The sequence below is a fragment of the Sorangium sp. So ce296 genome, assembly GCF_051529605.1.
Classification (GTDB): Bacteria; Myxococcota_A; Polyangia; order Polyangiales; family Polyangiaceae; genus Sorangium; species Sorangium cellulosum_D.
Window position 1 is genome coordinate 9,500,722 of sequence record NZ_CP150325.1, and the last position, 25,046, is coordinate 9,525,767.

The 25,046-nt window shown below is 73.0% G+C and carries 21 protein-coding genes and 1 tRNA gene; 14 read left to right on the forward strand and 8 right to left on the reverse strand.

Annotation, left to right across the window (positions count from 1 at the left end):
* Positions 1 to 2,682: an ATP-dependent helicase HrpB gene (hrpB, locus tag WME98_RS35200; protein ID WP_437946023.1), complete on the reverse strand. Its 2,682-nt coding sequence runs from the start codon at positions 2,680 to 2,682 to the stop codon at positions 1 to 3.
* A gap of 89 nt (positions 2,683 to 2,771) precedes the next feature.
* Here hrpB and WME98_RS35205 point away from each other — a divergent pair, with 89 nt between their 5' ends.
* Positions 2,772 to 4,361: an amidase gene (locus tag WME98_RS35205; protein ID WP_437946024.1), complete on the forward strand. Its 1,590-nt coding sequence runs from the start codon at positions 2,772 to 2,774 to the stop codon at positions 4,359 to 4,361.
* Between the two features lie 150 nt (positions 4,362 to 4,511).
* Here the strand turns inward: WME98_RS35205 and WME98_RS35210 are convergent.
* From WME98_RS35210 to rpsU, 3 genes are all read right to left on the reverse strand, one after another.
* A tRNA-Pro gene (locus WME98_RS35210) sits at positions 4,512 to 4,586 on the reverse strand.
* 216 nt (positions 4,587 to 4,802) lie between these two features.
* Positions 4,803 to 5,927 carry a glycosyltransferase family 4 protein gene (locus tag WME98_RS35215; protein WP_437946025.1) on the reverse strand — a complete coding sequence of 375 codons (1,125 nt, stop codon included), beginning with the start codon at positions 5,925 to 5,927 and terminating at the stop codon, positions 4,803 to 4,805.
* A gap of 185 nt (positions 5,928 to 6,112) precedes the next feature.
* Positions 6,113 to 6,337, reverse strand: a complete 225-nt coding sequence (gene rpsU, locus WME98_RS35220) for a 30S ribosomal protein S21 (protein ID WP_012234386.1) — start codon at positions 6,335 to 6,337, stop codon at positions 6,113 to 6,115.
* 281 nt (positions 6,338 to 6,618) lie between these two features.
* On the opposite strand from rpsU, the gene WME98_RS35225 reads away from it, so the two are divergent.
* From WME98_RS35225 to rpiA, 7 genes are all read left to right on the forward strand, one after another.
* Positions 6,619 to 7,260, forward strand: a complete 642-nt coding sequence (locus WME98_RS35225) for a Fur family transcriptional regulator (RefSeq protein ID WP_437946026.1) — start codon at positions 6,619 to 6,621, stop codon at positions 7,258 to 7,260.
* An 82-nt stretch (positions 7,261 to 7,342) separates the two neighbouring features.
* Complete coding sequence (locus WME98_RS35230; RefSeq protein WP_020734163.1) at positions 7,343 to 7,771, forward strand: rubrerythrin family protein; 429 nt, start codon at positions 7,343 to 7,345, stop codon at positions 7,769 to 7,771.
* Between the two features lie 167 nt (positions 7,772 to 7,938).
* Positions 7,939 to 9,315: a heterodisulfide reductase-related iron-sulfur binding cluster gene (locus WME98_RS35235; RefSeq protein WP_061622385.1), complete on the forward strand. Its 1,377-nt coding sequence runs from the start codon at positions 7,939 to 7,941 to the stop codon at positions 9,313 to 9,315.
* Positions 9,316 to 9,374: 59 nt separating this feature from the next.
* Complete coding sequence (locus WME98_RS35240; RefSeq protein ID WP_437946027.1) at positions 9,375 to 9,953, forward strand: DUF3501 family protein; 579 nt, start codon at positions 9,375 to 9,377, stop codon at positions 9,951 to 9,953.
* Positions 9,954 to 9,958: 5 nt separating this feature from the next.
* Entirely contained in the window at positions 9,959 to 10,402 is a 444-nt protein-coding gene (locus tag WME98_RS35245; RefSeq protein WP_061622387.1) for an acyl-CoA thioesterase, read from the forward strand.
* Positions 10,399 to 11,055, forward strand: a complete 657-nt coding sequence (locus WME98_RS35250; RefSeq protein ID WP_061622388.1) for a phospholipase D family protein — start codon at positions 10,399 to 10,401, stop codon at positions 11,053 to 11,055. Before WME98_RS35245 ends, WME98_RS35250 begins: the two co-directional genes overlap by 4 nt.
* Before the next feature lie 7 nt (positions 11,056 to 11,062).
* On the forward strand, positions 11,063 to 11,761 hold the full coding sequence (gene rpiA, locus WME98_RS35255; protein WP_063823649.1) for a ribose-5-phosphate isomerase RpiA: 699 nt from the start codon (positions 11,063 to 11,065) through the stop codon (positions 11,759 to 11,761).
* Positions 11,762 to 11,961: 200 nt separating this feature from the next.
* Here rpiA and argH read toward each other — a convergent pair whose 3' ends face one another.
* Both argH and WME98_RS35265 read right to left on the reverse strand, forming a co-directional pair.
* Complete coding sequence (argH, locus tag WME98_RS35260; RefSeq protein ID WP_437946028.1) at positions 11,962 to 13,254, reverse strand: argininosuccinate lyase; 1,293 nt, start codon at positions 13,252 to 13,254, stop codon at positions 11,962 to 11,964.
* The gene (locus WME98_RS35265; RefSeq protein WP_437946029.1) at positions 13,255 to 14,220 is read right to left on the reverse strand and encodes a hypothetical protein; all 966 of its coding nucleotides are present in this window, start codon (positions 14,218 to 14,220) and stop codon (positions 13,255 to 13,257) included.
* A gap of 173 nt (positions 14,221 to 14,393) precedes the next feature.
* Here WME98_RS35265 and fni point away from each other — a divergent pair, with 173 nt between their 5' ends.
* The 3 genes from fni (at position 14,394) to WME98_RS35280 (ending at position 16,913) form a co-directional block, all read left to right on the forward strand.
* Entirely contained in the window at positions 14,394 to 15,473 is a 1,080-nt protein-coding gene (gene fni / locus WME98_RS35270; protein ID WP_437946030.1) for a type 2 isopentenyl-diphosphate Delta-isomerase, read from the forward strand.
* A gap of 214 nt (positions 15,474 to 15,687) precedes the next feature.
* The gene (locus tag WME98_RS35275; RefSeq protein WP_061622393.1) at positions 15,688 to 16,533 is read left to right on the forward strand and encodes a GAF domain-containing protein; all 846 of its coding nucleotides are present in this window, start codon (positions 15,688 to 15,690) and stop codon (positions 16,531 to 16,533) included.
* A 2-nt stretch (positions 16,534 to 16,535) separates the two neighbouring features.
* Positions 16,536 to 16,913, forward strand: coding sequence for a response regulator (locus WME98_RS35280; RefSeq protein ID WP_012234398.1), 378 nt, complete (start codon positions 16,536 to 16,538; stop codon positions 16,911 to 16,913).
* A gap of 149 nt (positions 16,914 to 17,062) precedes the next feature.
* On the opposite strand, the gene WME98_RS35285 is transcribed toward WME98_RS35280, so the two are convergent.
* Together WME98_RS35285 and WME98_RS35290 are read right to left on the reverse strand one after the other, a co-directional pair.
* Positions 17,063 to 17,995, reverse strand: coding sequence for a GGDEF domain-containing protein (locus WME98_RS35285; RefSeq protein ID WP_020734173.1), 933 nt, complete (start codon positions 17,993 to 17,995; stop codon positions 17,063 to 17,065).
* 171 nt (positions 17,996 to 18,166) lie between these two features.
* Entirely contained in the window at positions 18,167 to 18,895 is a 729-nt protein-coding gene (locus WME98_RS35290; protein WP_437946031.1) for a metallophosphoesterase family protein, read from the reverse strand.
* A 125-nt stretch (positions 18,896 to 19,020) separates the two neighbouring features.
* On the opposite strand from WME98_RS35290, the gene glnE reads away from it, so the two are divergent.
* From glnE to WME98_RS35305, 3 genes are all read left to right on the forward strand, one after another.
* Complete coding sequence (gene glnE / locus WME98_RS35295) at positions 19,021 to 22,197, forward strand: bifunctional [glutamate--ammonia ligase]-adenylyl-L-tyrosine phosphorylase/[glutamate--ammonia-ligase] adenylyltransferase (RefSeq protein WP_437946032.1); 3,177 nt, start codon at positions 19,021 to 19,023, stop codon at positions 22,195 to 22,197.
* Positions 22,198 to 22,253: 56 nt separating this feature from the next.
* Entirely contained in the window at positions 22,254 to 22,796 is a 543-nt protein-coding gene (locus WME98_RS35300; protein ID WP_437946033.1) for a hypothetical protein, read from the forward strand.
* Positions 22,797 to 23,204: 408 nt separating this feature from the next.
* Positions 23,205 to 24,644: a carboxypeptidase regulatory-like domain-containing protein gene (locus tag WME98_RS35305; RefSeq protein WP_437946034.1), complete on the forward strand. Its 1,440-nt coding sequence runs from the start codon at positions 23,205 to 23,207 to the stop codon at positions 24,642 to 24,644.
* The last annotated feature ends 402 nt before the right edge of the window (positions 24,645 to 25,046 follow it).

Consider the following 25,046-nt stretch of genomic DNA (forward strand, 5'->3'; position numbering starts at 1 on the left):
TCATCCCTTGCGGGACGGCGGCGCCGCGCGCGCGGGGTCGTCCGGCCACGCGTGCTTCGGGTAGCGGCGGCGGAGCTCCTTGGCGATCGCCGGGTAGTGGCGCGCCCAGAACCCCGAGAGGTCCGTCGTGACCTGCACGGGGCGCTGGTTCGGCGCGCACAGGTGCAGCACGACGGGCACCCGTCCGCCGGCGACGCGCGGCCCCTCGGCCATGCCGAAGAAATCCTGCAGCCGGGACGCGAGCGACGGCGGCGCGTCGGCCGCGTACTCGAGGCGCGCCCGGCGGCCGCCGGGCAGGACGATCGACTCGGGGGCGAGCTCGGCGAGCGCTCGCGCCTGCGCGGGGCGCAGCGAGGCGTGCACGGCGGCCGCGAGGTCCGCGTCGCGGAGCTCGGCGAAGCTCCTGCGGCCCTCGCAGAGCGCCTCGAGCGCGGCGAGCACCGCGTCCTCGCCCACGTCGGGCAGCCCGGCGTCCGGGCAGTGCGCGCGCACGAACGCGACCCGGAGAAGCCAGCCCTCGAGCGCGTCGCCCTTCACGAACGCGCGCCACCCCTTCGCCTTCGCCTGCGCGGCGAGCTCCCGCGCCGCCGCCTCGGCGAGCGGCCCGCCCGCGCTCGCGGCCGGCCGCGACTCGTCGAGCACGAGGCCGTCGTACGAGAGCCGGCGCACGACCTCGACGCGCTCCGCGGCGGCGTTCCAGGTCGCCTCGGTCGTGTCCCGGATCGCGTCGGTGAAGAGGTCGAGCAGCCAGTCGGCCTCGATCGCGCTCGCCGACCGGACGACGGTGCGCGCCGAGCGCCCCTCGCTGCGCTCCTCGATGTCGACCGCGACGACGAGGTCGACCTCGTCGATCACGCTGGCCTCGGAGAGCGCGGCCGTCCCGCCGGCGGCCAGCACGACCTCGCGCCCGCTCCGCCCCGACGCGTTGGCCGGGCGGCGGAGGCGCCCCACCCGGTCCGGGTAGCCGGAGAGGATCGCGATGCGCTGCGCGATCTCGCGCGCCTCCGCGGTCTCCGGCGGCGCCGCGCTCCGGTGGTCCGCGAGCCGCGCGAGCTGTTTGCGCGTCCGCTCCACCGCGAGCGCGCGCGCCGGGTCGACGCCGAGCCAGCGCAGGCGGTCCGCCGCGAACCGCGCGCGGTCCGCCTCGTCGAAGGTCTGGAGCGCGGCGAGCAGATCGGAGCTGTGCCGCGCGTGCGCGCCCCGCGGGCCTTGCGGCGCGCCGAGGTCGCGCTCGGCGGCGAGCGCCGCGAGGGTGCACCCGTCCTCGGCGACGCCGCGCCGCTCGGCCTCGACGATCATCCGCGCCTGCCGCGGGTGCGCCGGGAAGCGCAGCATCCGCCGGCCGATCGGCGTCACGCGCCGCGTCTCGTCGAGCGCGCCGAGCCGCACGAGCAGCGCCTCGGCCGCGGCGAGCCCGGCGGCGGGCGGCGCCTCCAGCCAGCCGAACCCCTCGAGATCCGTGACGCCCGCGGCGCAGAGCTCGAGCACGGTCTCCGCGAGCTCGAGCCTCCGGATCTCGGGCGCCTCGTGCTCCGGCCGCGCGGCGAACTCTCCGCGCGTGTAGAGGCGGAGGCAGCGGCCCGGCCGCGTCCGTCCGGCGCGCCCCGCGCGCTGCGCCGCGGAGGCGCGGGCGATCGGCGCGACGCGGAGCGTGGGCAGCCCCGACCAGGGCGCGTGCGCGGCCACGCGCGCGAGGCCGCTGTCGACGACCGCGACGACGCCGTCGATCGTCACGGAGGTCTCGGCCACGTTGGTCGAGAGGATGACCTTGCGCCGGTCCGCGGGGCGCACCGCGCGGTCCTGCTCCGCCGGCGACAGCGACCCGTGCAGCGGCAGGAGCAAGAGGTCGGCGCTCTTCGCGAGGGGCGCGCACGCCTCCATCGAGCGCCGGATCTCCGCGGAGCCCGGCAGGAACACCAGCACGTCGCCGTCGAGCCCCTCGTCGAGGAGCTGCCGCACGGACGAGGCGACCAGGCTCTCGAGCGTCCTGTCGCCCCAGTGCGCCGGAGCGCGGCGGTCGCCCGCGGCGCGGGTCGACGCGCTCACGCGGGCAGGCTCCAGGTGCTCGATCGCGACGTCGAACATCCGCCCCTCGGCGCGCAGCGTCGCGCAGAGCGGGGCCTCGGCGGCCGGCGCGGCCTCGGCCGCGGAGGTGGGCTGCGCCTCGCGCGCGCCGAGGAACGCCGCGATCGGCCCGGCGTCGAGGGTCGCGGACATCACGACGAGGCGGAGATCGGGCCGCGCGCCGCGCTGCAGCCGGCGGAGCAGCGCGAGCGCGACGTCGCCCGCGAGGTGCCGCTCGTGGAACTCGTCGAGCACCACGGCGCTGACGCCCCGGAGCTCGCGATCGACCAGGAGCCGCCGCGTCAGCACGCCCTCGGTCACGAAGCGGATCCGCGTGGCCGGGCCGGCGGCCTCTTCGAAGCGCATGGTGTAGCCGACGGTCTCGCCCACGCGCTCGCCGAGCTCTTCGGCGACGCGGCGCGCGGAGAGGCGCGCGGCCAGCCGCCGCGGCTCGAGCACCAGGATCTCGCCGCGCTCGGCGAAGCTGGCGTCGAGCAGCGCTCGCGGCACGCGCGTCGTCTTGCCCGCGCCGGGCGGCGCCTCGAGCACCACGCTCGGGTGCGCGCGCAGGGCGGCGCAGAGATCGGGGAGGATCGGATCGATCGGCAGCGGCTGCATGGCTCCGGCGGTTCCCCCGCGAACGGCGCGGGGCCCCGGAGCCTAGCAACCCTTCGAGCGCGCGGACCTGTGATACTCGTCGAATCATCGTGAGCGCCTCGACCGATCCGACCTGCCTCACCGCGACCGCGCTGTCCTCGCTCCTGGCCGCGCGCGAGGTCAGCTCCGAGGAGGTCACGCGGGCGCACCTCGCGCGCATCGGGGCGCTCGATCCGCGCCTCCGCGCCTTCACCCAGGTGCTCCACGACGAGGCGCTCGCGGCCGCGCGCGGGCTCGACGACGAGCGCCGTCGCGGGGAGATCCGCGGCCCGCTCCACGGGCTGCCGATCACCGTGAAGGAGTCGCTCGACATGGCCGGCATGGCCTCGACGCTCGGCGTCGCGTCCCGCAGGGACCACCGGGCGGCCGGCGACGCTGGCGTCACCGCGCTGCTCCGCCGGGCCGGGGCCGTGATCCTCGGGCGCACGAACGTCTCGCAGCTGCTCCTGTACAGCGAGGCGCGCAACCCGCTCTTCGGGCAGACGGCGAACCCGTGGAGCCTCGATCACAGCCCGGGCGGCTCGTCCGGCGGCGAGGCCGCGGCCATCGCGGCGGGGATGTCGCCGCTCGGCATCGGCACGGATATCGGGGGCAGCATCCGCGTCCCCGCGCATTGCTGCGGGATCGCCGGCATGAAGCCCACGCTCGATCGCTGGACCAACCTGGGGAGCAACACGGCGCTGCTCGGGCAGGAAGCGATCCGCTCGCAGGTCGGCCCGATGGCGAGGAGCGCGCGCGACCTCGCGCTCGTCATGTCCGAGCTCGACCCCGCGACCATGGCGGCGCTGGACGTGCGCGTGCCGCCGTTCCCGTTCACCGAGCCGGCGAGCGTCGAGGTGGCGCGGCTGCGCGTCGGGTTCTACTGCGACGACGGGCTCGTCCCTTCCTCGACCGCCGTCGCCCGCGCCGTCGTGAAGGCGGCCTCGGCGCTGCGCGCGCGCGGCGCCACGGTCGTGCCGTTCACGCCGCCCGGCATCCCCGACGCGGTCTACGGGTACTTCGCCGCGCTCTCGGCGGACGGCGGCGCGACGGCGATGTCGCTCCTCCAGGGCGACGCGGCCGACGTCGACGTCTCGCTCCGCTCGCTCCGCGCGATGGCGTCGCTCCCGCCGTTCGCGCGCCGCGCCGCCGCGCGCGTCGCCGGGATCGCGGGCGAACGGCGTCTACAGCGCCTCCTCGAGGTCACCGGGCCGAAGTCCGTCGCCGAGCTCTGGCGCGTCACGCACGCGCTGCGCGAGGCGAGGGCCGCGATCGCCTCGGCGATGCGCGCGGAGTCGCTCGACCTGCTGCTCTGCCCGCCCTACGCCACGCCGGCGCTGCCGCACACCGCGTCGCGCGACTTCGTCCTCGCGGGCAGCGCCGCCATGCTCTGGAACCTCGCGCAGTTCCCGGCCGGCGTCGTCCCGGTGACCCGCGTGCGCGCCGGTGAGGCGCGCCGCGAGCGGCCGCGCGATCGGCTGGAGAAGCGGGCCGCCGAGGTCGACGCGAAGAGCGAGGGGCTGCCCGTCGGCGTGCAGGTGGTCGGCCTGCCCTTCAACGATCACGCGGTGCTGGCCGCGATGATCGCCATCGAGGACGAGCTCGCCGGCGAGCCAGATCGGCCCGTCACGCCCGTCTTACCGCCCCCGCTCGCCGGATGACGCGGTGAGCCCCGGGCGCCGGGTGGCGTGAGCGACACCGCGACGCGATGGCGGGGCCACGCCGCCGTTGCCCGGCGCGTCCACAGTCGACGAGAACTGAAGCCCTACAAAGCCGAAAGGTCCGCCGGAGAACCTTCTCCGCCGGACCAGTCGGGGCGAGTGGATTCGAACCACCGACCCCTTGACCCCCAGTCAAGTGCGCTAACCAGGCTGCGCTACGCCCCGAGCCACTCCGCCGCCTCGTTTCGGTGCGGAGCGAGGCGCACCGTAGTCGAAGCCTTGGGAATTGCAAGGACATCGCATCGCGGATCGAAGACTCGCTCCGGATGGGGCGTCCGGCGCTGTCCGGAGCCGGGCGCGCGCCGCGGGCGGCCCAGCGAGAACGCACCGCTTTTGGCGCGAACGCGCGGGCGCGCGGTCGTTCAGCGCGAACGCGGTCGTTCAGCGCGAGCGCGCGGGCGCGCGCTCTGGGCGGCGCGGCGGGACGGCGCGGAGCGCGGCCGCGAGTCGCTCCGCGGTGCCTTCCGCGACGAAAATCCCTTCGTCGTCCCTGGCCCACGCGACCACGTCGCCCGCGTCGCACGCGATGACGGGCACGCCGAGCGCGCGCGCCTCGCGGATCACCGTGGGGGCGGCCTCGTGCGATGACGGGTGCAGCAGCACGTCGGCCGCGCCGATCCACGCGAGCGCCTCGCTCCGCGGGAGCGTGCCCGTGAAGCGCACCGCCGCGCCATCTGCGCCGCGCGAGTTCGCCGCGGCGCGCGAGGCGCTCGCGCGCGCGAGGCGCTCGAGCGCGGCGCGCTCCGGGCCGTCGCCGACGATGACGAGCCGGACCCCGGCGCCCGCCGCGCGCGCCGCCTCGATCGCGAGCTCGACCCGCTTCGTCGGGATCAGCCGGCACGCAACGACGGCGAGTCGATCGCCCGGGCGCTGGACGAGCTCGCTCCGGAGCGCCGCCGCGCGCTCGGCGACGGGCGGCAGATCGATCGCGGGCGGCGCGACGCGCGAGGCGGAGGCGAGCGCGCGCGCCTGCTCCGGGGCGAGCGCGGCCGCGAGGGCGTCGCGCAGCGCGCGCGCGGCGAAGACGAAGCGCGCGTCGCGGCGCAGGAGCGCGCCCAGCACCGCCGCGCGCGCGGCGCGCGGCGCGCCGAGCAGGAGCCGCACGTCGGCGCCGTGCGCGTGCACCTCGAGCGGCGCGCGCGGCAGGGCGAGCAGGAGCGGCCACGCGCACGGGACGATCCAGTGCGCCACCGCGCGGTCGACCTGCCCGAGCCGGCGCAGCCGCTGGAGCGCGGCGGCCGCGAACGGACCCGCGGAGAGCAGCCGGAGCGGCGCCTCGCGCGCGCGCGCCACGGCGCCCGGCCACGCGAACAGCGCGCCCCCGCCTGCCCGATGGACGACGAGATCGCCGTCCGGTGAGGGTGGGTCGAGGACCGAGCCCCCGGCCGCGATCACGTGGACCTCGGCGCCGCCGCGCGCGAGCGCCTGCGCCGACGAGCGCACGAAATGGCCCGAAGGATCCTCGTCGCTGATCGGATAGGACGTCGTGAGCACGACGGCGCGCATCGAGACCTCTGGAGCGGGGGCGCCGCGGGCGCCTCCGCGGCGCCGGCGCGCGTCGCGCCGCCGAGGCGGCTCTGGGACGACGACAAAAAATGACAAGACGCAGAGCACGCCGCGGAGGCTTGGCTCAAGCGTCCGCGCGCGTCTTCTGCGTCTTGGCGGGTGCCGTTGCGCGAGGGACGGTCGCGCTAGGCGACCATGTCCATCTTCGACCGCTTCCGGCGGCGGCGAGCGGCCTCGGAGGCCTTCTTCCGCCGCTTCACGGACGGCTTCATGTAGTGCCGGCGCCGCTTCAGCTCGCGGAGGATCCCCTCGGCGGCCATCTTCCTCTTCAGGTGTTTGATGGCGCGCTCGATGCCCTTGTCGCCCACGGCGACCTCGAGCGGTTTGCACTGAATGGCGTCGGTCGGCATGTCTTGCAGCGTCCTCTTTTGCTGGAAAAAAACTTGCCCCGTTGGCGGGCGAAAATGCAAGCCGGCGGGGGCCGGCGGCGCGGGGCGCGCACTATGACAGAGGCTATCCGGCCTCGCAAGAGCCAACCCCGGACGCACCGCGCGCGACGCCGCGGCGCGTCGTCTAGGCTCGACTGGCCTGGACGCGGCAGATCTGCCTGATACGCCCCGGATTTGCCAGGCTCATCTGCCGTGATTGTTAGGACTTGCAACTGAGAAACTTTCTAAGTATCACTCTCGCCGTGGCCGCCTCGCGAACACCTGCCGCCAAGGGGCCTGCGCCCCGCGACGCCCAGGGGCGCGGGGTCGCCTTCGATCGCGAGGGGATCGAGGAGGATGCGCGGGTCGCGTCGATGCTGGCCTGCGTGCGGTCCTCGGGGCTCAAGCTGACGCCGCAGCGCCTGGCGATCGTGCGCGAGCTCGCGGCCGATCCGACGCACCCGACCGCGCAGGAGCTGTTCGAGCGGCTCCGGCCGGCGCTGCCGACGATGAGCTTCGCCACCGTCTACAACACGCTGGACGCGCTGGCGTCGGCGGGGCTGTGCGTGGCGCTGTCGCTGTCGCCCGGCGCCTCGCGCTTCGATCCGAACATGGCGGCGCACCATCACGCGGTCTGCGATCGCTGCGGGCTCGTCCGCGACGTGCCGTGCGAGCCCTCGGGCGAGCGCTCGGACGAGGGCTCGCCCGCGCCGCTCGCGGCCGCGCCCGGCTTCGAGGTCCGCGCCGTGGAGCGGATCTACCGGGGGCTCTGCGCGGCCTGCGCGAAGGCCGGTCAGGAAGACGAGGGCGCGCAGGCAGCCGGGCGCGACGCCGGGCGCAGCGAGGAACACAGTCGACTCCGCCCCGCAGGGGCTCGAGGGGCGCGGCGCCCCGAACGTGGCTAGCGGAGCCCCCGCGCCGCCGAGCTGACCTGCGCGGCACCAGGGATCCATCGTCCCAGCCGTTCAACCAAGGAGAGCGAACACCATGACCACCAAGCAGCTTACGGGCACGAAGACGCACCAGAACCTGAAGGACGCGTTCGCCGGGGAGTCGCAGGCCAACCGCCGCTACCTGTACTTCGCAAAGGTCGCCGACGTCGAAGGTCGCCCCGACGTCGCGGGTCTCTTCAAGGACACGGCGGACGGCGAGACGGGCCACGCGCACGGCCACCTCGACTACCTCCGGCAGGCCGGCGACCCGGCGACGGGCCTGCCGATCGGCAGCACGGAGAAGAACCTGAAGGCCGCCGTCGCCGGCGAGACCCACGAGTACGAGACGATGTATCCGGGCTTCGCGAAGGAGGCCCGCGAGGAGGGCTTCGACGACATTGCCGAGTGGTTCGAGACGCTCGCCAAGGCCGAGAAGTCGCACGCCGGGCGCTTCCAGAAGGCGCTGCAGTCGCTCGACTTCTGATCTCGACCGATGCGTGAGCGCGAGCGCCCCGGATCGCGCCGAGCCGCCGGCGGCTCGACCCGGGGCGCGCGCGCCGTCGCTGCCAGCGCGGCCCGCCCGGCGCCGCGCCGCGCAGCCAGCCGCCCCTTCGCCCCGTACTCCCAAAGGATGTTGAGAGGAACCGACCCGTGAGCGTCATTCGGCGTGCACCAGACCGTCCGCCGGCGACATCGCCGAACGACGAGCGATATCTCGATCCCCGCGACCTCGAGGCCGAGCTGCGGCGGACGTTCCAGATCTGTCACGAGTGCCGCATGTGCGTCGGGTACTGCGGCTCGTTCCCCGAGCTCTTCGCCCGCGTCGACAGGGACATCGAGGCCGGCGTCGCCGAGGGCGCCGAGGCCCTCACCTACGACGACTTCAAGGCCATCGGCGACGAGTGCTGGCAGTGCAAGCTCTGTTACATCAAGTGCCCGTACACCGCCGACGAGCACGCCTACGAGCTCCTGGACTACCCGCGCGTGCTCGCGCGCGAGCGCGCGATGCGCGCCCAGCGGGAGGGCATCCCGCTGGTGGACAGGATCCTCGGCGAGCCGCAGCTGATCGGCGCGCTCGGCTCTGGCCCCGCCGCGCCGCTCGCGAACCTCGTGCAGGCGAGCCGCCTGCTGCGCAAGGTGCAGGAGAAGGTGACGGGGATCTCGTCGGAGTTCCCGCTCCCGGAGATGGCGCGCAAGCCGTTCTCGTCGTGGTTCGCGGAGCACGGCGCCGCGGCGGACGCCGGCAAGCAAGGCTCCGTCGTGCTCTTCGCGACCTGCTACGGCGAGTACAACACGCCCGGGGTCCCCGAGGCCGCGGTGCGCGTGCTCGAGCACAACGGCTACGCGGTACACGTGCCCGGCTGCGCCTCCCCGGACGAGCCGCAGGACGCCCCGACGGACGCGCTGACGTGCTGCGGGATGCCGAACCTCGACGGCGGCGATCTCGAGGCGTTCACCGCGAAGGTGAAGCAGAACGTCGCGCTGCTGCTCCCGCACGTCCGCAGGGGCAGGAAGATCGTCGTGGTCGGCCCGACGTGCGGCTACACGATGAAGAAGGAGTGGCCCGAGTACCTGCAGACGGCGGAGGCGCGCGAGGTCGCGGCCGCGACGGTCGACATGATGGAGTTCCTCGTCCAGCTCGGGCGCGAGAAGAAGCTCAACCGCGAGTTCAAGCGGGGGCTCGGCACGATCGCGTACCACGCCGCGTGCCACCTGCGCGCCCAGAAGATCGGCTTCCCCGGCGCCAGGGTGCTCGGCGTCGTGCCCGACACCGAGGTGCGCGTCGTCGAGCAGTGCTCGGCCGTGGACGGCACCTGGGGGATGAAGGCGGCGCACTACGAGACCGGCCGCAAGTACGCGTCGAAGCTCGTGCGCGGCGTCGCGGGCGCGGACGTCATCGTCAGCGACTGCACGCTCGCCGGCCTCAGGATGGTCAAGGAGAACGGCGCGAAGGTGCTGCACCCGGTGGAGGCGCTCGCCCACGCGTACGGGCTCGGGCCGACGTCGTACATCGAGCCGAAGTCGTGAGGGAGACGTAAGCGAGACGTAAGCGAGACGTGAGCGAGACGTCGAAGAGAGGAGCCGTCATGCGTCCCATCGATCGCAACGAGGTGCTCGGGATCGGCGAATACGAGGCGATCCGGGAGCGATTCCGCAACCGCATCATCGAGGAGAAGCGGCCCCGCCGCGTGCGGATCGGAGACCACCTGACCGCCGTGTTCGAGAACCGCGACTCGGTGCTGTTCCAGATCCAGGAGATGCTCCGCACCGAGCGCATCACGAGCGAGAGCGGCATCCTCCACGAGATCGAGACGTACAACGATCTCATCCCGGGGGAGGGGCAGCTCAGCCTGACGCTCTTCGTCGAGATCCCCGACCGGGCGCTGCGCGACCAGATGCTCGTCGATCTGGTCGGGCTCGAGGACACCGTGTCGGTCGAGGTCGACGGCGTCGCCGCGAAGGCGCGCGGCAAGCGCGACGCGTCGGTCCTGGAGGACCGCACGACGGCGGTGCACTACCTCAAGGTGGATCTCCCGGCCGAGGCGCAGGCCGCGATCAAGGCCAAGAAGGCGGCGGTCTCGATCGTGGTCGCGCACCCGCGGTACTCCGTGAAGGCGCCGCTCGGGAGGGCGACCCTGGAGAAGCTCGCCGAGGACCTCTCCTAGCCGCGATGGTCTCCCTCGATCGCCCGATCAAGTTCGAGGACGTCGACGCCGCGAACATCGTCTTCTTCGCGCGCTTCCTCAACTACGCGCACGAGGCGATGGAGCGGTTCTTCGCGCCGCTCGAGGGAGGCTACGCACGGCTCATCCTCGAGCGGCGGATCGGGCTGCCGGCGGTGCGGGTCGAGGCCGACTACGCGGCGCCGGCGCGTTACGGCGAGACGCTCCGGATCGAGACCTCGGTCGTCCATCTCGGCAGGCGGAGCGCCACGTTCCGGTACCGCATGGTCCGCGCTCACGACGGCGTGCTGTCGGCCGAGCTCCGGCACACGGTGGTGACCACCGATCTCGTGCAGCTGGTCTCGGTCCCGATGCCGGACGACGTCCGGGCCTTGTTCAGGGCCCACCTCGAGAGCGAGCAGGCGCCCGCCGGCGCCGGTCAACGGGCGTGAGCGCGCGGCCGGCGCGCCCGCGCGCGCGGGCGCGCAACGTGGAGGCGACGCCGCGGACCCAGCTCAAGCGACGCGTCGAGCTGACGCTCCTCCGCGACAGGGCCCACTACGACGCGCTCGTGATGGGCGCGGTCGCGAACGCGCGCGTCTCGGTGTGGATCGCGACGGCCAACGTGAAGGAGCTGCGCGTCGAGGCGCCCATCGGGTCGAGGGCGCGGGCGCGCGGCCGGTACATGTCGTTCCTCGACCTGCTCGACGCGCTCGCCGCCCGCGGGGTCGAGCTGCGCCTGCTGCACGCCGGCGTCCCGTCGCGCGCCTTCCGCGCCGAGCTCCGCCGCCGGCCCCGGCCGCCGATCGAGATGCGGCGCTGCCCGCGGGTCCACCTGAAGATGATCGCCGTCGACGGCGCGCTCCTGTACCTCGGCTCCGCGAACCTCACCGGCGCCGGGCTCGGGGCGAAGGGCGAGGGGCGGCGCAACTTCGAGGCGGGCGTGCTCACGGACGACGACCTCCTGCTCGACGAGATGCAGGCGACGTTCGAGGCCATCTGGACGGGCGCCGAGTGCAAAGGCTGCCGGCTCCGGCCGCTTTGCCCTGCGCCGCTCGACGAGCTCGAAAAATCCCGTTGCGCTAGCGGCCGCGATGACCGATGAGCAGCGCATGAACATCGCGGCGCTGGACCCTGCCGATCTGGATCGTGTCGCTGTCGCTGCGCTCGCGCACATCGACAGCGGGATGTTGCTCGGGCTCGGCTCCGGGCGCACGTCCGAGGCGTTCATCCGGCGCCTCGGGGAGCGCGTCCGCGGCGGCCTCCAGATCCAGGGCGTCGCCACGTCGGAGCGCTCGGCGGCGCTCGCCCGCCGCGAGAACATCCCGATCCTGCCGTTCGAGGAGGTCGAGCGCCTCGACGTCGCCGTCGACGGCGCCGACGAGGTGGCGCCCGATCTCGGCCTCATCAAGGGCCTCGGCGGCGCGCTCCTCCGCGAGCGCGTGGTGGCCTACGAGGCCGCGCGCTTCATCATCCTCGTGACCCCCGAGAAGCTCGTCGAGAAGCTCGGCTCACGCGTCCCCGTCCCGATCGAGGTGGTGCCGTTCGCGAGCGCGTCGGCCGCGCGGCACCTGGCGGCGCTCGGGGGCAAACCGGCGATCCGCAAGAACGCGGACGGGTATCCCTTCCAGACCGACAACCACAACTGGATCCTCGACACGGCGTTCGGCCCGATCGACGCCCCGGCGGCGCTCGACGCGCGCATCCGCAAGATCCCCGGGGTCATGGACACGGGCCTGTTCCTCGACATGGCGACGCTCGTGCTGGTGGCCGAGGCGGGCGCGGTCCGCGAGCTCCGCCGGCAGCGCTAGCTCGTCGGCAGCGCCGGGCAGCCCTGCAACATCGCCCGCGCACCGCGGGCGCGGGCTCGTGATGGACGCGGCGCTAGAGCACCGATCACGCTGATCAAGCGAATGATCAACCGGCAAGACGCCAAGAAAGGATTCTCTTCTTGGCGTCTTGCCGGTTCGAAAATCTGCGCTTTTCAGGCAGATTCAACCCGTTTGTCGCTCTAGCGCGCGTTCCGTTCCAGCCTGCGGGCCAGGTCGTCCAGCGCGAGGTTGCCCGGGGCGCCGAGCGACACGCGCGCGCGGAGGCTCGCCGCCGCGTCGCCGGCGGGGAGCGCCGCGATCTCGGCCGCGACCTTCCGGTAGGCCTCGCGGAACGGGACGCCCTGCACGGCGAGCTCGACGGCGCGATCGGTCGCGAAGCACTCGGGCGTGATCGCCCGGGCCATGCGCTCGCGATCGAACGCGAGCCCCTCGACGAGCCGCGGCAAGAGGCGTGAGGTCGCGAGCGCCTCGTCGAGGCCGCGCATCGTGGGGCCCTTCGTGAGCTGCAGATCGCGGTGGTAGCCGGACGGGAGCGCCACGAGCGACTGCACCTCGGCGAGCGCCCCCTGCACGACGGAGCACGCCGCGCGCATGAGCTCGACCACGTCGGGGTTGCGCTTCTGCGGCATGATCGAGGAGCCGGTGGTGAACGCCTCCGGGAGCCGGATGAACGCGAGCTCGCTCATCGCGAACAGGCTGAGATCCCACGCGAGCCGGCGGCTCACGGCGACGACCTGCCACGCGGCCGCGAGGATCTGCGCCTCGATGATGCCCCGCGACGTCTGGGAGGCCAGCGGGTTCAGGGCCACGCCGGCGAACCCGAGCTCGCGCGCGACGCCGACGCGATCGAGCGACAGGTTCACGCCGAAGCCGGCGGCGCCGCCGAGCGGGCACCGGTCGACGAGCGTCCGCGTCGCGCGGACGACGTCGACCGCGTCGGCGAGCCCCTCGACGAACGAGGCGGCCCAGTAACCGACGGACGACGGCACCGCCCGCTGCAGGTGCGTGTAGCCGGGCATCGGCGTGTCCGCCTCGCGCCGGGCGAGATCGAGCAGCGCGCGGGCGCCGGCCGTCGCGTGCTCGGCGAGCTCGTCCAGGGCGTCGCGCTCGTAGAGGCGCATCGCGACGAGCACCTGGTCGTTGCGGCTCCGGCCGGTGTGCACCTTCTTGCCCGCGTCGCCGATGCGGGCCACCAGCGCCGCCTCGATCGCGCTGTGGCCGTCCTCGTCGTCCTCGGTGAGCCGCAGCTCGCCGGCCTCGTTCTGCGCCGTCAGCGCCTCGAGCTCGCGGACGAGCGCGTCGCGCTCCGCCTCGCTGAGCACGCCGATCCGCGCGAGCCCGCGGACGTGCGCGATCGTGGCCCGCAGGTCGTAGGCGAGCAGGCGCTGGTCGAGCTGCCAGTCGTCGCGCGAGGTGTACCGCAGCATTTGGGCGTCGGTCGCGCCCCCTTTGTCCCAGAGTCGTACGCTCATTCAGCTCCCTAGGCTCTCGTCCACGAGAGCACGGATCTCCGCAAGCTTCTTCGCCTTGCCCTCATCCAACGATCGCGGCTTCGCCACGCCGGCCGCGGGCGCGAGCTCTCGCTCGAGCTCGCGCAGCTCGTCCTCCGCCGTCCGCGCCGGCCGGCGCTTGCCGAGGCCGAGCGCGCAGGCCAGCCAGCTCCTCGACTCGCCGATCGCGTAGTCGTCCGCGGCGATCCGATCCGGGGCGGCGCGCAGCATGCGGACGAGCCCGATGTTGGAGCTCGCCCAGACCGCCGACTCATCGAAGTGGGCGCGCGGCGTCACGTCGAGGTGCCGCGCGGCGGCCCGGTCGGGCACCTCGTGCATCCGACAGTAGACGGCGAGCGCGAGCGCGAGCTCGTCGACCGGCATCTTCGTCGCCGAGTGCACCTGCACGCCGCCGCAGCCCTTCGCGTACAGGTACGAGCCGTTCGTCACGAGGACGCCGAAGCCGAGCAGCACGGCGGCGAGATCCACGGCAGGATCGCGGTCCGGCGGCACGAGCGCCTCGAAGGCGCCGGCCTCGCTCAGGAACATGAACGACACGGCGCGCACGAACGCCGTGGTGAGCACCGTCGGGTTGCGGAGCTCGCCCGCGGAGAGGGCGACCCGGTAGCCGCCGTCGTCGCGCCGGGCGACCCGCTCGAGCTTCGTGTCGAGCGCCATCCCGCCGCACGCGCCGCTCGAGCAACTCACGGTGCTGGCCTGCCCCTCCGGCGTGACCACCGCGAGCTCCACCGGCAGATCCTGGAGCCCCGCGTGCTCTTGCACCCGCAGCATCAGGGCGGCCACCGTCTTCGGCGAGCCGTCGTAGGGGTCGGGGAAGAACTCGGCCGTCGGCTGCACCAGCCCGCGCACCGGCTCGGCGCCGTGCTGGAGGAGCGTGGAGGATGTGCGAAGGATCCAGCGGATTTGCGATTCGTCCGGGAGGTCCATACGGCTACTTTATGCCACGGCCGGGCGCCGGTCGCGCGGTCGCTGCAACAGGGGCGGGGGCCGGCGCCCGCGGCCGGCGCCGGTGCGAAGCTCCAGACGCGATTTTTGTCGATTTTTTGTCCATGCCACTTCCTTTTCGACGGCGGTCAGCGACCGCGTAAAGTTGTGCTCCCATGACGGAAGAGGCGAAGGACATCTCCGAGAGGAAAGCGGACCACATCGAGCTCTGCGCGACGGGGGATGTCGGGTTTCGAGCCAAGACCACGCTCCTCGAGCAGGTCGAGCTGATCCACGACGCGCTGCCAGAGCTCTCCCTCGACGCGATCGACACCTCGGTGCTGCTGCTCGGCAAGCGGCTCCGCGCGCCGCTCCTCATCGCGGCCATGACCGGCGGGACCGAGCGCGCGCAGGCGATCAACCGGGAGCTGTCGCAGATCGCCGAGGAGCGCGGGTACGGCTTCGGCCTCGGGAGCCAGCGGGCGATGCTCAACGGCGACGCCTCCGCCTCGTACGAGGTCCGCGAGCGCGCCCCGACGACCCTCGTCCTCGGGAACATCGGCGCCGTGCAGGCGCGGTCGCTGTCGACCGAGGCGGTCGCCGAGCTCGTGGCGCAGGTCGGCGCCGACGCGCTCTGCATCCACATGAACCCCGCGATGGAGCTGGTCCAGCCGGGCGGCGATCGCGACTTCGCCGGCGCCCTGGAGGCGATGAGCCGGCTGGCGAACGGCCTCAGCGTGCCGGTCGTCGCCAAGGAGACCGGCTGCGGGATCGGCCCGGGGACCGCCTACCGGTTGATTCGGGCCGGCGTCCGGAACATCGACGTCTCCGGCGCCGGGGGCACGTCGTGGGTCGCGGTCGAGACGGAGCGCGCCAGCGGCGCCGCTCGCTCCCTCGGGCAGGCCCTGCGCGAGTGGGGCGTCCCGACGGCCGCCTCGGTGCTCATCGCCCGCACCATCCGTCCCCGCTTCAAGACGGTCATCGCGACCGGGGGCATCACCAGCGGTCTTGACATCGCGCGGGCGGTCGCGCTCGGCGCGCATGCGGCTGGGATCGCGCGTCCGGTGCTCCAGGCCTTCGTCTCGGGGGGACGGGAGGCCGCGGTGCGGTACCTGGAGAACATCGAGGCGGAGCTCCGGGCGGTCATGCTGCTCGTCGGGGCGCGCGACATCGCGTCGCTCCGGAAGACGCCTGTGCTGCTCGGCCGGGAGCTGCGCCAGTGGACCAAGTTGCTGAAGCAGATGGAGAAGGCGTAGTCGTGGAGGCGGGGGTGGGCGGGCAGGGCGGGCGGGGGTCCGGTCTCCGAGGTAGGGCGAGCGCGCCCGAGCCGACGTCATCGATGGCGGCCGCAGCGGCCGCCCCCTGGGAGACGGGGGCGGATCCGGGCGTCGCCGGCGGCCCGCGCTCGACGCTTCCGTCCGGTCAGCCCCGCATGATACGGTCCGAAGCTCTGGAGAACCCCGGGATAAAATGACGGAGAAAAAAGGGCGTCCGAGCGATCGTCCCCCCGAGGACCTGAAGAAGGAGCGTGATGCCTTCATTCAGCAGTTCTTCCGCAAGGGGGCGCAGCTGACCGAGGAGCTCCTCCGCGAGAACGAGCGCCTTCGTGACAAGATCACCGAGCTCGAATCGGAGAACGGCAAGCTGCGCGCGCACCTCGCGAGCGACTCGGCCATCCGCGACCTGCTCCGCAAGATCGAGGAGCTCGAGCAGGAGAAGCGCGATCTCGTGACGCAGTCGGTGCGGATGGTGGCGGCGTCAGACCGCTTCAACAGCCGCTACTCGGAGGCGGAGGGCGAGCTCGCGAACCTGGCGAACCTGTACGTCGCGCTCTCGCAGCTGCACGCAGCGCGCAACGTGCGCCATGTCCTCCGCAACCTGAAGGAGCTCCTGGCGCAGTTCCTCGGGGCGGGCGCCTTCTCCGTGTACCTGGCGTCCCCCGATGGTAAGGAGCTCGTCGCGATCGCGAGCGAAGGCGTCGCCGTCGAGGAGATCGCGCGCATGCCGGTGACCGAAGGCGTCGTCGGCCAAGCATTCTCGAAGGGGGAAATCTTCTTCGACGAGACCAAGGACGTCTCCAAGGGGAGCATCGAGGATCCGGCGGCAGTGATCCCGCTCGACTTCAACGGGCGCACCGTGGGTGTCATCGCGATCTTCAGCACGCTCCCGCAAAAGACGGAGTTCGTGAACGTGGACACCGAGCTCTTCAAGCTCCTCGGGGCCCAGGCCGCCCCCGCCCTCATCAACGCGCGGCTCTTCACCGACGCCGGCCGGAAGGTGCCCGGCGTCCAGGCATTCCTGGACCTGGAGGACTGATCATGGCCGAGTACTCGTGTCTGATCGTTGAAGACTCGCCCATGATGCGGCAGCTCTTGGTCTTCGCGCTTGCGCGCGTGAAGAACCTCCGCGTCACCGAGGCGGATGATGGCGTCGACGGTCTCCGCAAGCTCGCCTCGACCAAGTACGACGTGATCATCACCGACATCAACATGCCCATCATGGACGGGCTCAAGCTCGTGAAGCGCGTGCGCACCGATCCGGTCCACAAGGACACCCCGATCATCATCATCACCACCGAGGGGTCGCAGGAGGATCGCCAGCGCGCGCTGCAGCTCGGCGCGAACGCGTACATCACGAAGCCCATCCAGGCGCCGCAGGTCATCGCCAAGGTCAAGGAGCTCCTCAAGATCGACTGAGGCGCGGGGGGCGGCGCCGCGCGCCGGTGCCGCGACGCGCGCTCGCGGACGCGCGGCTGCCGCGGCGCTCGCGCGTGGCCGCCGAGGCGCGGCTGCCCGGCGCCCGTCGCGGCCGCGCCGGCTGACCCGCTGCGCGCCCCTCGCCGGGCCTACGGCTTCGGGCCGAACTTCAGGAGCACGCGGTTGCGGCCGGTGCGCTTCGCCTCGTAGAGCGCCTCGTCGGCCGCCGCGATGAGCTGGAGCCCGGTCTGCACCGGGACCACGGGGTGCGCCGCCACGCCGACGCTGATCGTCGTCGGCACGCGGACGCCCTCGTGCTCGAAGACCGACCCCTCGATGAGCAGGCGCAGCCGCTCGCCGAGGATGCCCGCGTTCTCGAGCGCCACGCCGCGGCACAGGATGCCGAACTCCTCGCCGCCGTAGCGCGCGAACACGTCCTCGGTCCGCACCGTGTTGCTCGCGATCTTGGCGATCCGCGCAAGGACGTAGTCGCCGGCGAGGTGCCCGAACGTGTCGTTGATCCGCTTGAAGTGATCGACGTCGAACATGAGCAGCGACAGGTGCGCGCTGTGCCGCCGGGCATAGGAGACCTCGGTCTCGAGCCGATCCAGGAAGTACTTCTTGTTGAACGCCTTCGTGAGCGCGTCGCGCAGCGCGGCGTCGTACATCTGCTGCTGAAACGACTCGTCCAGGTGGTCGTGGTAGGTGAACTTGAGGATCGTCGTCGAGCCCAGGCGGATCTTGTCGCCGTCGTGCAGGGCGACGCGCGTCACCTGCTCGCCGTTCACCAGCGTCCCGTTGGAGCTGTTGAGATCCTCGATCAGCACCTGGCTGTCCATCTGGAGCAGGCGGGCGTGGCGCCGCGAGATGCCGTCGTCGTTCAGCCGGATCGTCGCCCCGGAGGCCCTGCCGATCACGATCTCGGCGCCCTCGACCCGGTACATCTCGCCGACGTTCGAGCCGGCGAGCACGATGAGGTAGGCGCGATCCTTCGGCGAGCGCGCCGGGAGCTCCTTCTGGAGTTCCCCAACGTTGGCCACCCGCGTGGCCTCGAAATCATCGTCGGGGGAGTAGCTGCCCATGCTCCCCGAGGATGATCCTAAATCCTTGATATAGGTTCAAGCGGCAGGGCATGGCGCGCGCGCTGTTCCTCGCCTGGTACGATGGGTGACGAGCGCCGCGCGTGCCTCGCGCGGTGTCGCGTGGCTCCGGGGCGCTCGGGGCGCGCCCGTCGCTCCTGCGCCCCGGCGCGCTCAGGCCGCCCTACCGAGCGGCACCACGACCTGCTCGACCCAGAGCTCGCCCGCCCGGAGCTCGATGAACGTCGCGTCGGCGTGCCCCGCCCCGTAGGAGACAGGCCCGCTGCGCACAAGCTCGCTGGCAGGGCGCCCACCGACGCGCACCCGGTCGACCTCGCCCCGCATCGAGCACGGCGCCTCGCCCACCGAGCCGACGTTGATGATGCGCACGCCCCCCACCATCCGGTCGAACGGGACGTGGGAGCCACCACAGATCACGACATCCGCCGGATCGTCGCCGAGGAGCGAGAGCACCTCCTCGTCCGTCATGTCGTGCGAGATCGGCTCCATCGGGTCCGCAGGGGAGCCGTGGACCAGGACGAGCTCGCCGCCGTCCTCGAGCGGCAGCCGGTACGTCGGGGCGAGACGCGCCAGCCGGGCCAGGATCAGCTCGCCGAGCTCGGTGCGCGTCTGGGCCAGGCGATCGAGCCGCGCCCGCTCGTGCTCGCTCCGTGGCCTGACCTTCTCGATGTCCAGCGTCGCCAGGGCGCGATCCGATACGCCCTGTACGCAAACCGCCTTGGCCTGCGTCAGCCGGCGCCACGTCTCGAGCGGCTTCGGGCCGGGAAAGCAGAGATCTCCGGCGACCAGGAGCTGGGTGTAGCCTCGGCGCTCCGCGGTGGCCAGGACCGCCGCGAGCGCGTCGGCGTGGCCGTGGATATCCGAGACGCAGAGCAATCGCACCCGGCGAGCATAGGATCGGAGGGCGACGTCGCCAAGGCGCGAGGTGAAGGCTCCGGGCGATAAACTGGCGGTCGGGCGCTGCGGAACCGGCGTTCGCGACGCCAGGGTCTTGCTAGCCTCCCGCCATGCAACAGGTCTCGAGGCTCCTGGAGATCGCGAACGCGATCGACGAGCAACGCGTGAAGGAACGCGCTGCGCGGCTGTCGCCCCGCTTGCCGCCGGGGACGATGGCCTTCGCCATCGCGGCGCTCCTCACGGCCGCCTATCCCGCGATCGGCGCGACCATCGAGGCAAATCCGGACATCGCGGAGCGGCTCGCGGCGGAGGGGCACCAGACGGCCCGCGATCGCGCCACGTACCTGTCGCGGATCCGCGGCCGCGTCGGCGACGTCTCCGACGCCGATCGCGTGCGGCGGGAGCTCCGGCGCGTGGCGCGCGAGGAGCGGATCCGCATCGCGCTGCGCGAGCTGCTCCCGCCGTCGGCGGGGGGCGCGGACATCGACGTCACGGCGCGCGAGCTCACCGCGCTCGCCGAGGCCACGATCGAGGTCGCGCTCGCCGAGGCGGTCTCGGCCGTGACCGCGCGGTTCGGCGAGCCGCGCACCGCGACCGGCGCGCGGTCGAAGTTCGTCGTCCTCGGCATGGGGAAGCTCGGCGGCGAGGAGCTCAACGCGGGCTCCGACGTGGACCTGATCTACCTCTACGACACCGACGAAGGGCAGGTGGGCCCCTCCGGCGACCGCGCCGTGTCGGTCACCCTGCACGACTTCTGGACCCGCGTCGCGCGCCGGCTCACGGCGACGCTCGAGGAGGTCACGGAGGACGGGTTCGTGTGGCGCGTGGATCTCCGGCTCCGCCCCGAGGGGCGGAGCGGCCCGCTCGTCAACTCGCTGGCCGCCGCCGAGCGTTACTACGAGTCGTTCGGCCGGCTCTGGGAGCGCGCCGCGCTGCTCCGCGCCCGCGAGATCGCCGGCGATCTCGACTTCGGCGCCGAGGCGCTCGGCGTGCTCGGCCCGTTCGTGTGGCGGCGCCGGGTCGATCCGCAGCTCGCCGTCGACATGATCGAGCTCGTCGAGCGCGCCCGCGCGGAGCTCTCGCACGACGCGTCGCGCGACCTGAAGCTCGGCCCCGGCGGGATCCGCGAGGCGGAGTTCTTCGTGCAAGCCCTGCAGCTCATCTGGGGAGGGCGCGAGCCGCGGGCGCGCGCGCAGGGCATGCTCGACGGCCTGCGGCGCCTGCGCGCGCTCGGGTACGTGACCGACCGGGAAGGGCGGGAGCTCGTGGAGGGGTACCTCGCGCTCCGGCGCGCGGAGCACGCCGTCCAGTCCGCGACCGGCGTGCAGACGCACCTGCTCCCCGACAGCGAGGCGGAGATGGAGCGCCTCGCCCGGACGCTGCGCTTCGAGGACGCCGCGGCGTTCCTCGCCGACACCGAGCAGCGCCGGAGCCGGATCAAGGCCCGGCTCCTGTCGCTCCTGCCGAAGGGGAGCACGAGGCCGTCGCGGTGGATCGAGGCGATGGCCGCGCTCGACCGCGGCGATCGCGACGCCTTCGCCGACGCGCTCGCGAAGCACGCGGTGCTCGTCCTCGGCGGCGCCGGGGGAGAGCCGGAGGCCGCCGAGCTCGCCGCGCCGGCCGCCGGCGCGCCCCCGGAGCCGGGCGCGAGCGCCTCGCTGACCGCGCGGTTCCGCGACGTCGCCGACGACCTCTACGAGCTCTCGCGCCACCCCGACGGCCTGCTCGGCGCGCGCAGCCGCGAGGCGTCGTCGTCGCTCGCGGAGACGCTGCTCGCCGCGGTCATCGACGCCGCCGATCCGGAGCAGGCCGCGCGCTTCCTCCGGCTGTGCTTCTCCCGCATCAGGCACTCCGCCGTCTACGCGCGCATGCTCGGCGACGACCCGCGCGCGCTCCGCCGGCTGGTCGAGGCGCTCGGGTCGAGCGCGTTCATCGGCGACGCGATGGTCAGGTACCCCGAGCTCGTCGACGTCGTGCTGCTCGCGCGCGGCGCGCCGAGCGCCGGCGTGATCAGGCACACGATCGAGGAGAGCCTCAGCGAGGCCGCGCCGGACGAAGATCCGGAGGAGGCGCTCATCGCCGCGCTCCGGCGCGCGAAGGCGCGCGTCACCATCGAGGTCGGCCTCGCCGATCTGAGCGGCGAGGTCGGCACGCGCGAGGCGACGCTCGCGCTCTCGGACCTGGCCGACGCGTCGCTCGAGGCCGCGACGCGCTTCGCGCTGGGGACGCCGCCCGGGGAGCCGGTGCGGGGGCTCGCCGTGATCGCGATGGGCAAGCTCGGCGGGCGCGAGATCGGCTACGGCTCGGATCTCGACGTCTTCTTCCTGTTCGATCCGACGTGCGCGCCGTCCGGCGATCAGGGGCCCGGCTCGGACCCCGGCACCTACTACGCGCGGCGCGCGCGGCAGATCATCCGGCTCATCTCGATGTCGCACGCGGCGGGCCCGGGGTACGAGCTCGACACGCGGCTGCGCCCGTCGGGCAGCCAGGGGCTGCTCGTCACGTCCCTCGACGCGTTCGCGCGCTACCACGGCATCCGCCGCGCGGACGGGGCGGCCCAGGCGCCCGCGGAGCCGGAATCGTCGCCCGGGGCGCGGCACATGCGCGCGGCGATCTGGGAGCGGCTCGCGCTGATCCGGGCGCGCGCGTCGGCCGGCGATCCGGCGCTCGGGGCGGAGGCGATCGCGATCGCGCACGAGGCCGCGTACCTCCAGGCGGACGACTTCGATCGGATGGCCGAGGAGATCCACCGGCTCCGGATGCGCATGGAGCGCGAGCTGTCGCACGAGCGCCGTGGCCGCCGCGACTTCAAGCTCGGGCGAGGCGGCCTCGCGGACATCGAGTTCGCGGTGCAGCTCCTGCAGATCCGCCACGGCGCCGATCCGCGCGTCCGGACCTCCGAGACGCTCGCCGCGATCGACGCGCTCGCCTCGGCCGGATACCTCGCGGCCGCGCACGCCGAGATCTTCCGGGACGGCCACGCGTTCCTGCGCAAGCTGGAGCAGCGGATCCGCATCGTGCACGCGGACGCCTCGCAGCTGCTCCAGGAGAACGCGCCCGGGGTCCCGCTCCTCGCGCGGCGGACGGGCATCCGGGGCCGCACCGGGGGCGAGGCCGCGAAGGAGCTGCTCGCGCGCTACGGCGCCATCACCGAGCGCGTCCGCCGCGTGTACGAGGCCATCGTCGCGCGCGGCGCGGCGGCGAGCGCGGCGAGCGCGGCGAGCGGCGGCGAGGCGAGCGGCGGCGAGGCGAGCGGCGACGAGGCGAGCGGCGACGAGGCGCGCTGACGCGCTGACGGTTGCCGTTGACCCTCGACGGGCGCGGTGGAATGCCAGGCGGCCCGATGAACACCCAGAGCGAGCAGAACGCAGGCGCGGCGGCCGGGCGCCGCCTCATCACCCAGGTGTCCTCCCTCGACAGCCTCATCGGCGCGCACCCCGACGCGCTCCGGCAGATCTACAGGGCGGGGAAGCCGGCGGATCCGGCCGAGCTCGGCGATGCGCCGCGAGGCCGCCTGCTCTCCCTGCAGCCGACCGCCGGGGTTCACCTGGCCGTGCGCCCGCTGATCAGGGCGCTCGCGTCGGACTGGATGCCCTGGAAAGGGAACGAGTTCGACCACGGGGGCAACTCCGGCACGAACCGGGTCCGCGGCAGCAAGGTGTGCCGCTTCAAGGCGCAGCTCGTGCCCTCGGAGCTCGACGGCGAGCCGACGCTCGCGCTGACCTACGGCGAGAAGGCGTTCGGCAATCCCTGGCCCGTGAGCGCGCTCAAGGACGAGCTGCGGACCCCGTCGCCCGGGCTCGCGATCGGGCCGGTGCTGCTGCAGTGGCACGAGCGGTGGCACGTCGTGCTCTGGTTCGGGCTGACGCGGGTCGATCTGCAATAACCGGCGCTCCGGTCGATCGGACCGAGAGGGCCGCCCGCGCGCGGCCTCTGCGCGGCGGCGCCGTCGCTCGCGGCGCGGTCGCGCGCAGCCGCTTTGGCGGCGCGTCCCCTCCCAAAGACCCACGCGTCGATCCTCCGCGGCATCCGGTCGCCCACCATGTCGCAGGCGCGGAGATCCGCTGTTCGATCTGTCCCACGCCGCGATGTGCGCGTCCTGCGCGGAGTCGGTAGTCAGGGGTATCAGGGCTTACCTTAATCTACTATCGCTTCATTCCTGCTCTTCGCTGGACATACTTCCCGATTTCTACGCTCTGGCCTACGATAGAGACTGGGCGGTAGCAGGGTACCTTTGCTCGCACCGCCCGGGAGGCTCGAAATGTTGACTTGGTCGGGCAGGGCGGGAGTCTTGATGGCTGCGATCGCTGTAGCGCCGGGCGTTGTCTCCGGCTGCTCCTGCGGCGATACGGGAGGCACGGCGCCCCCGGCGTCCGGCGGCGCGGGGCCTGGCGGCGCGGGCGGGGACGGCGGCGGGATCGGCACGGGCTTCGGCGGCTTCCCGGCGAATGTCGGCGGGGGCGGCCTGGGACTGGGAGGGAACGGCTCGTGCGAGGGCCTCGAGTGCCAGCAGGTCCAATGCGAGAACGGGGCGAAGACCACGGTGAGCGGCACCGTCTACGACCCTTCGGGCAAACTGCCCCTCTATAACGTGATTGTCTACGTTCCCAACGAGCCGCTCGACCCCCTCACCGACGGCGCGACCTGCGATCAATGCAGCGCGACGCTCTCGGGCTCGCCCATCGTGACGGCGCTGACCGATACGAAAGGGAGCTTCGTCCTGGAGGACGTGCCGGTCGGCGAGGACATCCCGCTCGTAGTCCAGGTGGGCAAGTGGCGGCGCGAGATCACGCTCCCAGCGGTCGAGAAATGCAAGGACACCGCGACCGAGGCGGGGACCATCCGGCTGCCGCGCAACAAGGCGGAGGGGCACATCCCCAAGATCGCCCTCACGACGGGCGGCGCCGATCCGCTCGAGTGCCTGCTGCACAAGCTCGGGATCGACGAGAGCGAGTTCACGCCGGAGACCGGGACGGGGCGGGTCCACCTGTTCGCCGGCCGCGGCGACGCGGGGCACCCCGTGACGACGCGGTTTGCGGACAGCCTCAATCAAGGCGTGGAGTTCACGTCGGCCACGAGCCTCTGGGGGACCGTCGACACCCTGCGCCAGTACGATATGGTGATCCTCGCCTGCGAGGGCGATCCCTACGCCGCGGACAAGCCGGAGACGGCGCGCCAGGCCTTGTTCGATTACACCTCGCTCGGCGGGCGCGTGTTCGCCTCCCACTGGCACAACTACTGGCTGAAGCGGGGGCCGGCTCCGTTCCCGGACACGGCGGTCTGGGACAACTTCAACGAGGACCCGGTGAGCCCCCTCACGGCGCTCGTGGACACCACGCTCCCGAAGGGGCAGGCCCTGGCGGACTGGCTCGTCAACGTCGGGGCCTCGACCGTGCCCGGCGAGATCGTGATCAACGGGGCGCAGCACACGGTGAACGACGTGGGCGACGGCATCTCGACCCGGTGGATCTATTACAACGAGCCCGAGCCGGCGGGGGTCCAGTACTTCACGTTCAACACGCCCATCGGCGTCGACGAAGATCAACAGTGCGGACGCCTGGTGTTCACAGACATCCATGTCTCTGCGGGAGACGTCACGGGCCCGCCCTTCCCGGAGGGGTGTTCCACGGACGAGCTGACCCCGCAGGAGAAGGCGCTGCTCTTCATGCTGTTCGACCTGTCGTCCTGCATCGTGCCCGACGACGAGGTGCCGCAGGTCCCCGTCCCCCACTGACGCGCTCCGGCCGACCCCGCCCGCTATCGCTCGCCGCGCTGCCCCGGAGCCCTCTGCCGGGGCCGAGCGCCGGACATCGGCGTTCTCCTGACGAGCGTCGTATCCCTCCCGAGCTGCCCGCAAACGATGCTCGTCCGCGCGCGGGGGTCGGTCGAGCGTCGCCGCGCGCCGCGCGCGCCGCCGAGCGTCGGCGTGTCCTCGGGGCTCGCCGCAGCGCCCCTCCGGAGCCTCCTGCTGCGCTCCGCCGCTGACGCGCGACGCCCGCGCGCCTCGTCGCGTCGGTCTTCGCATTGCGCGCGAGCGGTCAGCGGCCCACGCTGCGAGTCACTCCGCCGCTCCGCTCCCCGCGCCGCGCCGCGCAGCGACATCGATTGAGCAGAGAAAGACGGCAAGGAGAACGAC

Excerpts from the sequence above, each read along its gene's own strand:
- WME98_RS35215 (WP_437946025.1), bottom strand. The coding sequence starts at position 5,927 with ATGCGCGCCGTCGTGCTCACGACGTCCTATCCGATCAGCGACGAGGAT.
- WME98_RS35275 (WP_061622393.1), top strand. The coding sequence starts at position 15,688 with ATGACGGAGAAAAAAGGGCGTCCGAGCGATCGTCCCCCCGAGGACCTG.
- WME98_RS35240 (WP_437946027.1), top strand. The coding sequence starts at position 9,375 with ATGCGTCCCATCGATCGCAACGAGGTGCTCGGGATCGGCGAATACGAG.
- WME98_RS35285 (WP_020734173.1), bottom strand. The coding sequence starts at position 17,995 with ATGGGCAGCTACTCCCCCGACGATGATTTCGAGGCCACGCGGGTGGCC.
- argH (WP_437946028.1), bottom strand. The coding sequence starts at position 13,254 with ATGAGCGTACGACTCTGGGACAAAGGGGGCGCGACCGACGCCCAAATG.
- rpsU (WP_012234386.1), bottom strand. The coding sequence starts at position 6,337 with ATGCCGACCGACGCCATTCAGTGCAAACCGCTCGAGGTCGCCGTGGGC.
- hrpB (WP_437946023.1), bottom strand. The coding sequence starts at position 2,682 with ATGCAGCCGCTGCCGATCGATCCGATCCTCCCCGATCTCTGCGCCGCC.
- fni (WP_437946030.1), top strand. The coding sequence starts at position 14,394 with ATGACGGAAGAGGCGAAGGACATCTCCGAGAGGAAAGCGGACCACATC.
- WME98_RS35300 (WP_437946033.1), top strand. The coding sequence starts at position 22,254 with ATGAACACCCAGAGCGAGCAGAACGCAGGCGCGGCGGCCGGGCGCCGC.
- WME98_RS35230 (WP_020734163.1), top strand. The coding sequence starts at position 7,343 with ATGACCACCAAGCAGCTTACGGGCACGAAGACGCACCAGAACCTGAAG.
- WME98_RS35305 (WP_437946034.1), top strand. The coding sequence starts at position 23,205 with ATGGCTGCGATCGCTGTAGCGCCGGGCGTTGTCTCCGGCTGCTCCTGC.
- WME98_RS35280 (WP_012234398.1), top strand. The coding sequence starts at position 16,536 with ATGGCCGAGTACTCGTGTCTGATCGTTGAAGACTCGCCCATGATGCGG.
- glnE (WP_437946032.1), top strand. The coding sequence starts at position 19,021 with ATGCAACAGGTCTCGAGGCTCCTGGAGATCGCGAACGCGATCGACGAG.
- WME98_RS35245 (WP_061622387.1), top strand. The coding sequence starts at position 9,959 with ATGGTCTCCCTCGATCGCCCGATCAAGTTCGAGGACGTCGACGCCGCG.
- WME98_RS35265 (WP_437946029.1), bottom strand. The coding sequence starts at position 14,220 with ATGGACCTCCCGGACGAATCGCAAATCCGCTGGATCCTTCGCACATCC.
- rpiA (WP_063823649.1), top strand. The coding sequence starts at position 11,063 with ATGAACATCGCGGCGCTGGACCCTGCCGATCTGGATCGTGTCGCTGTC.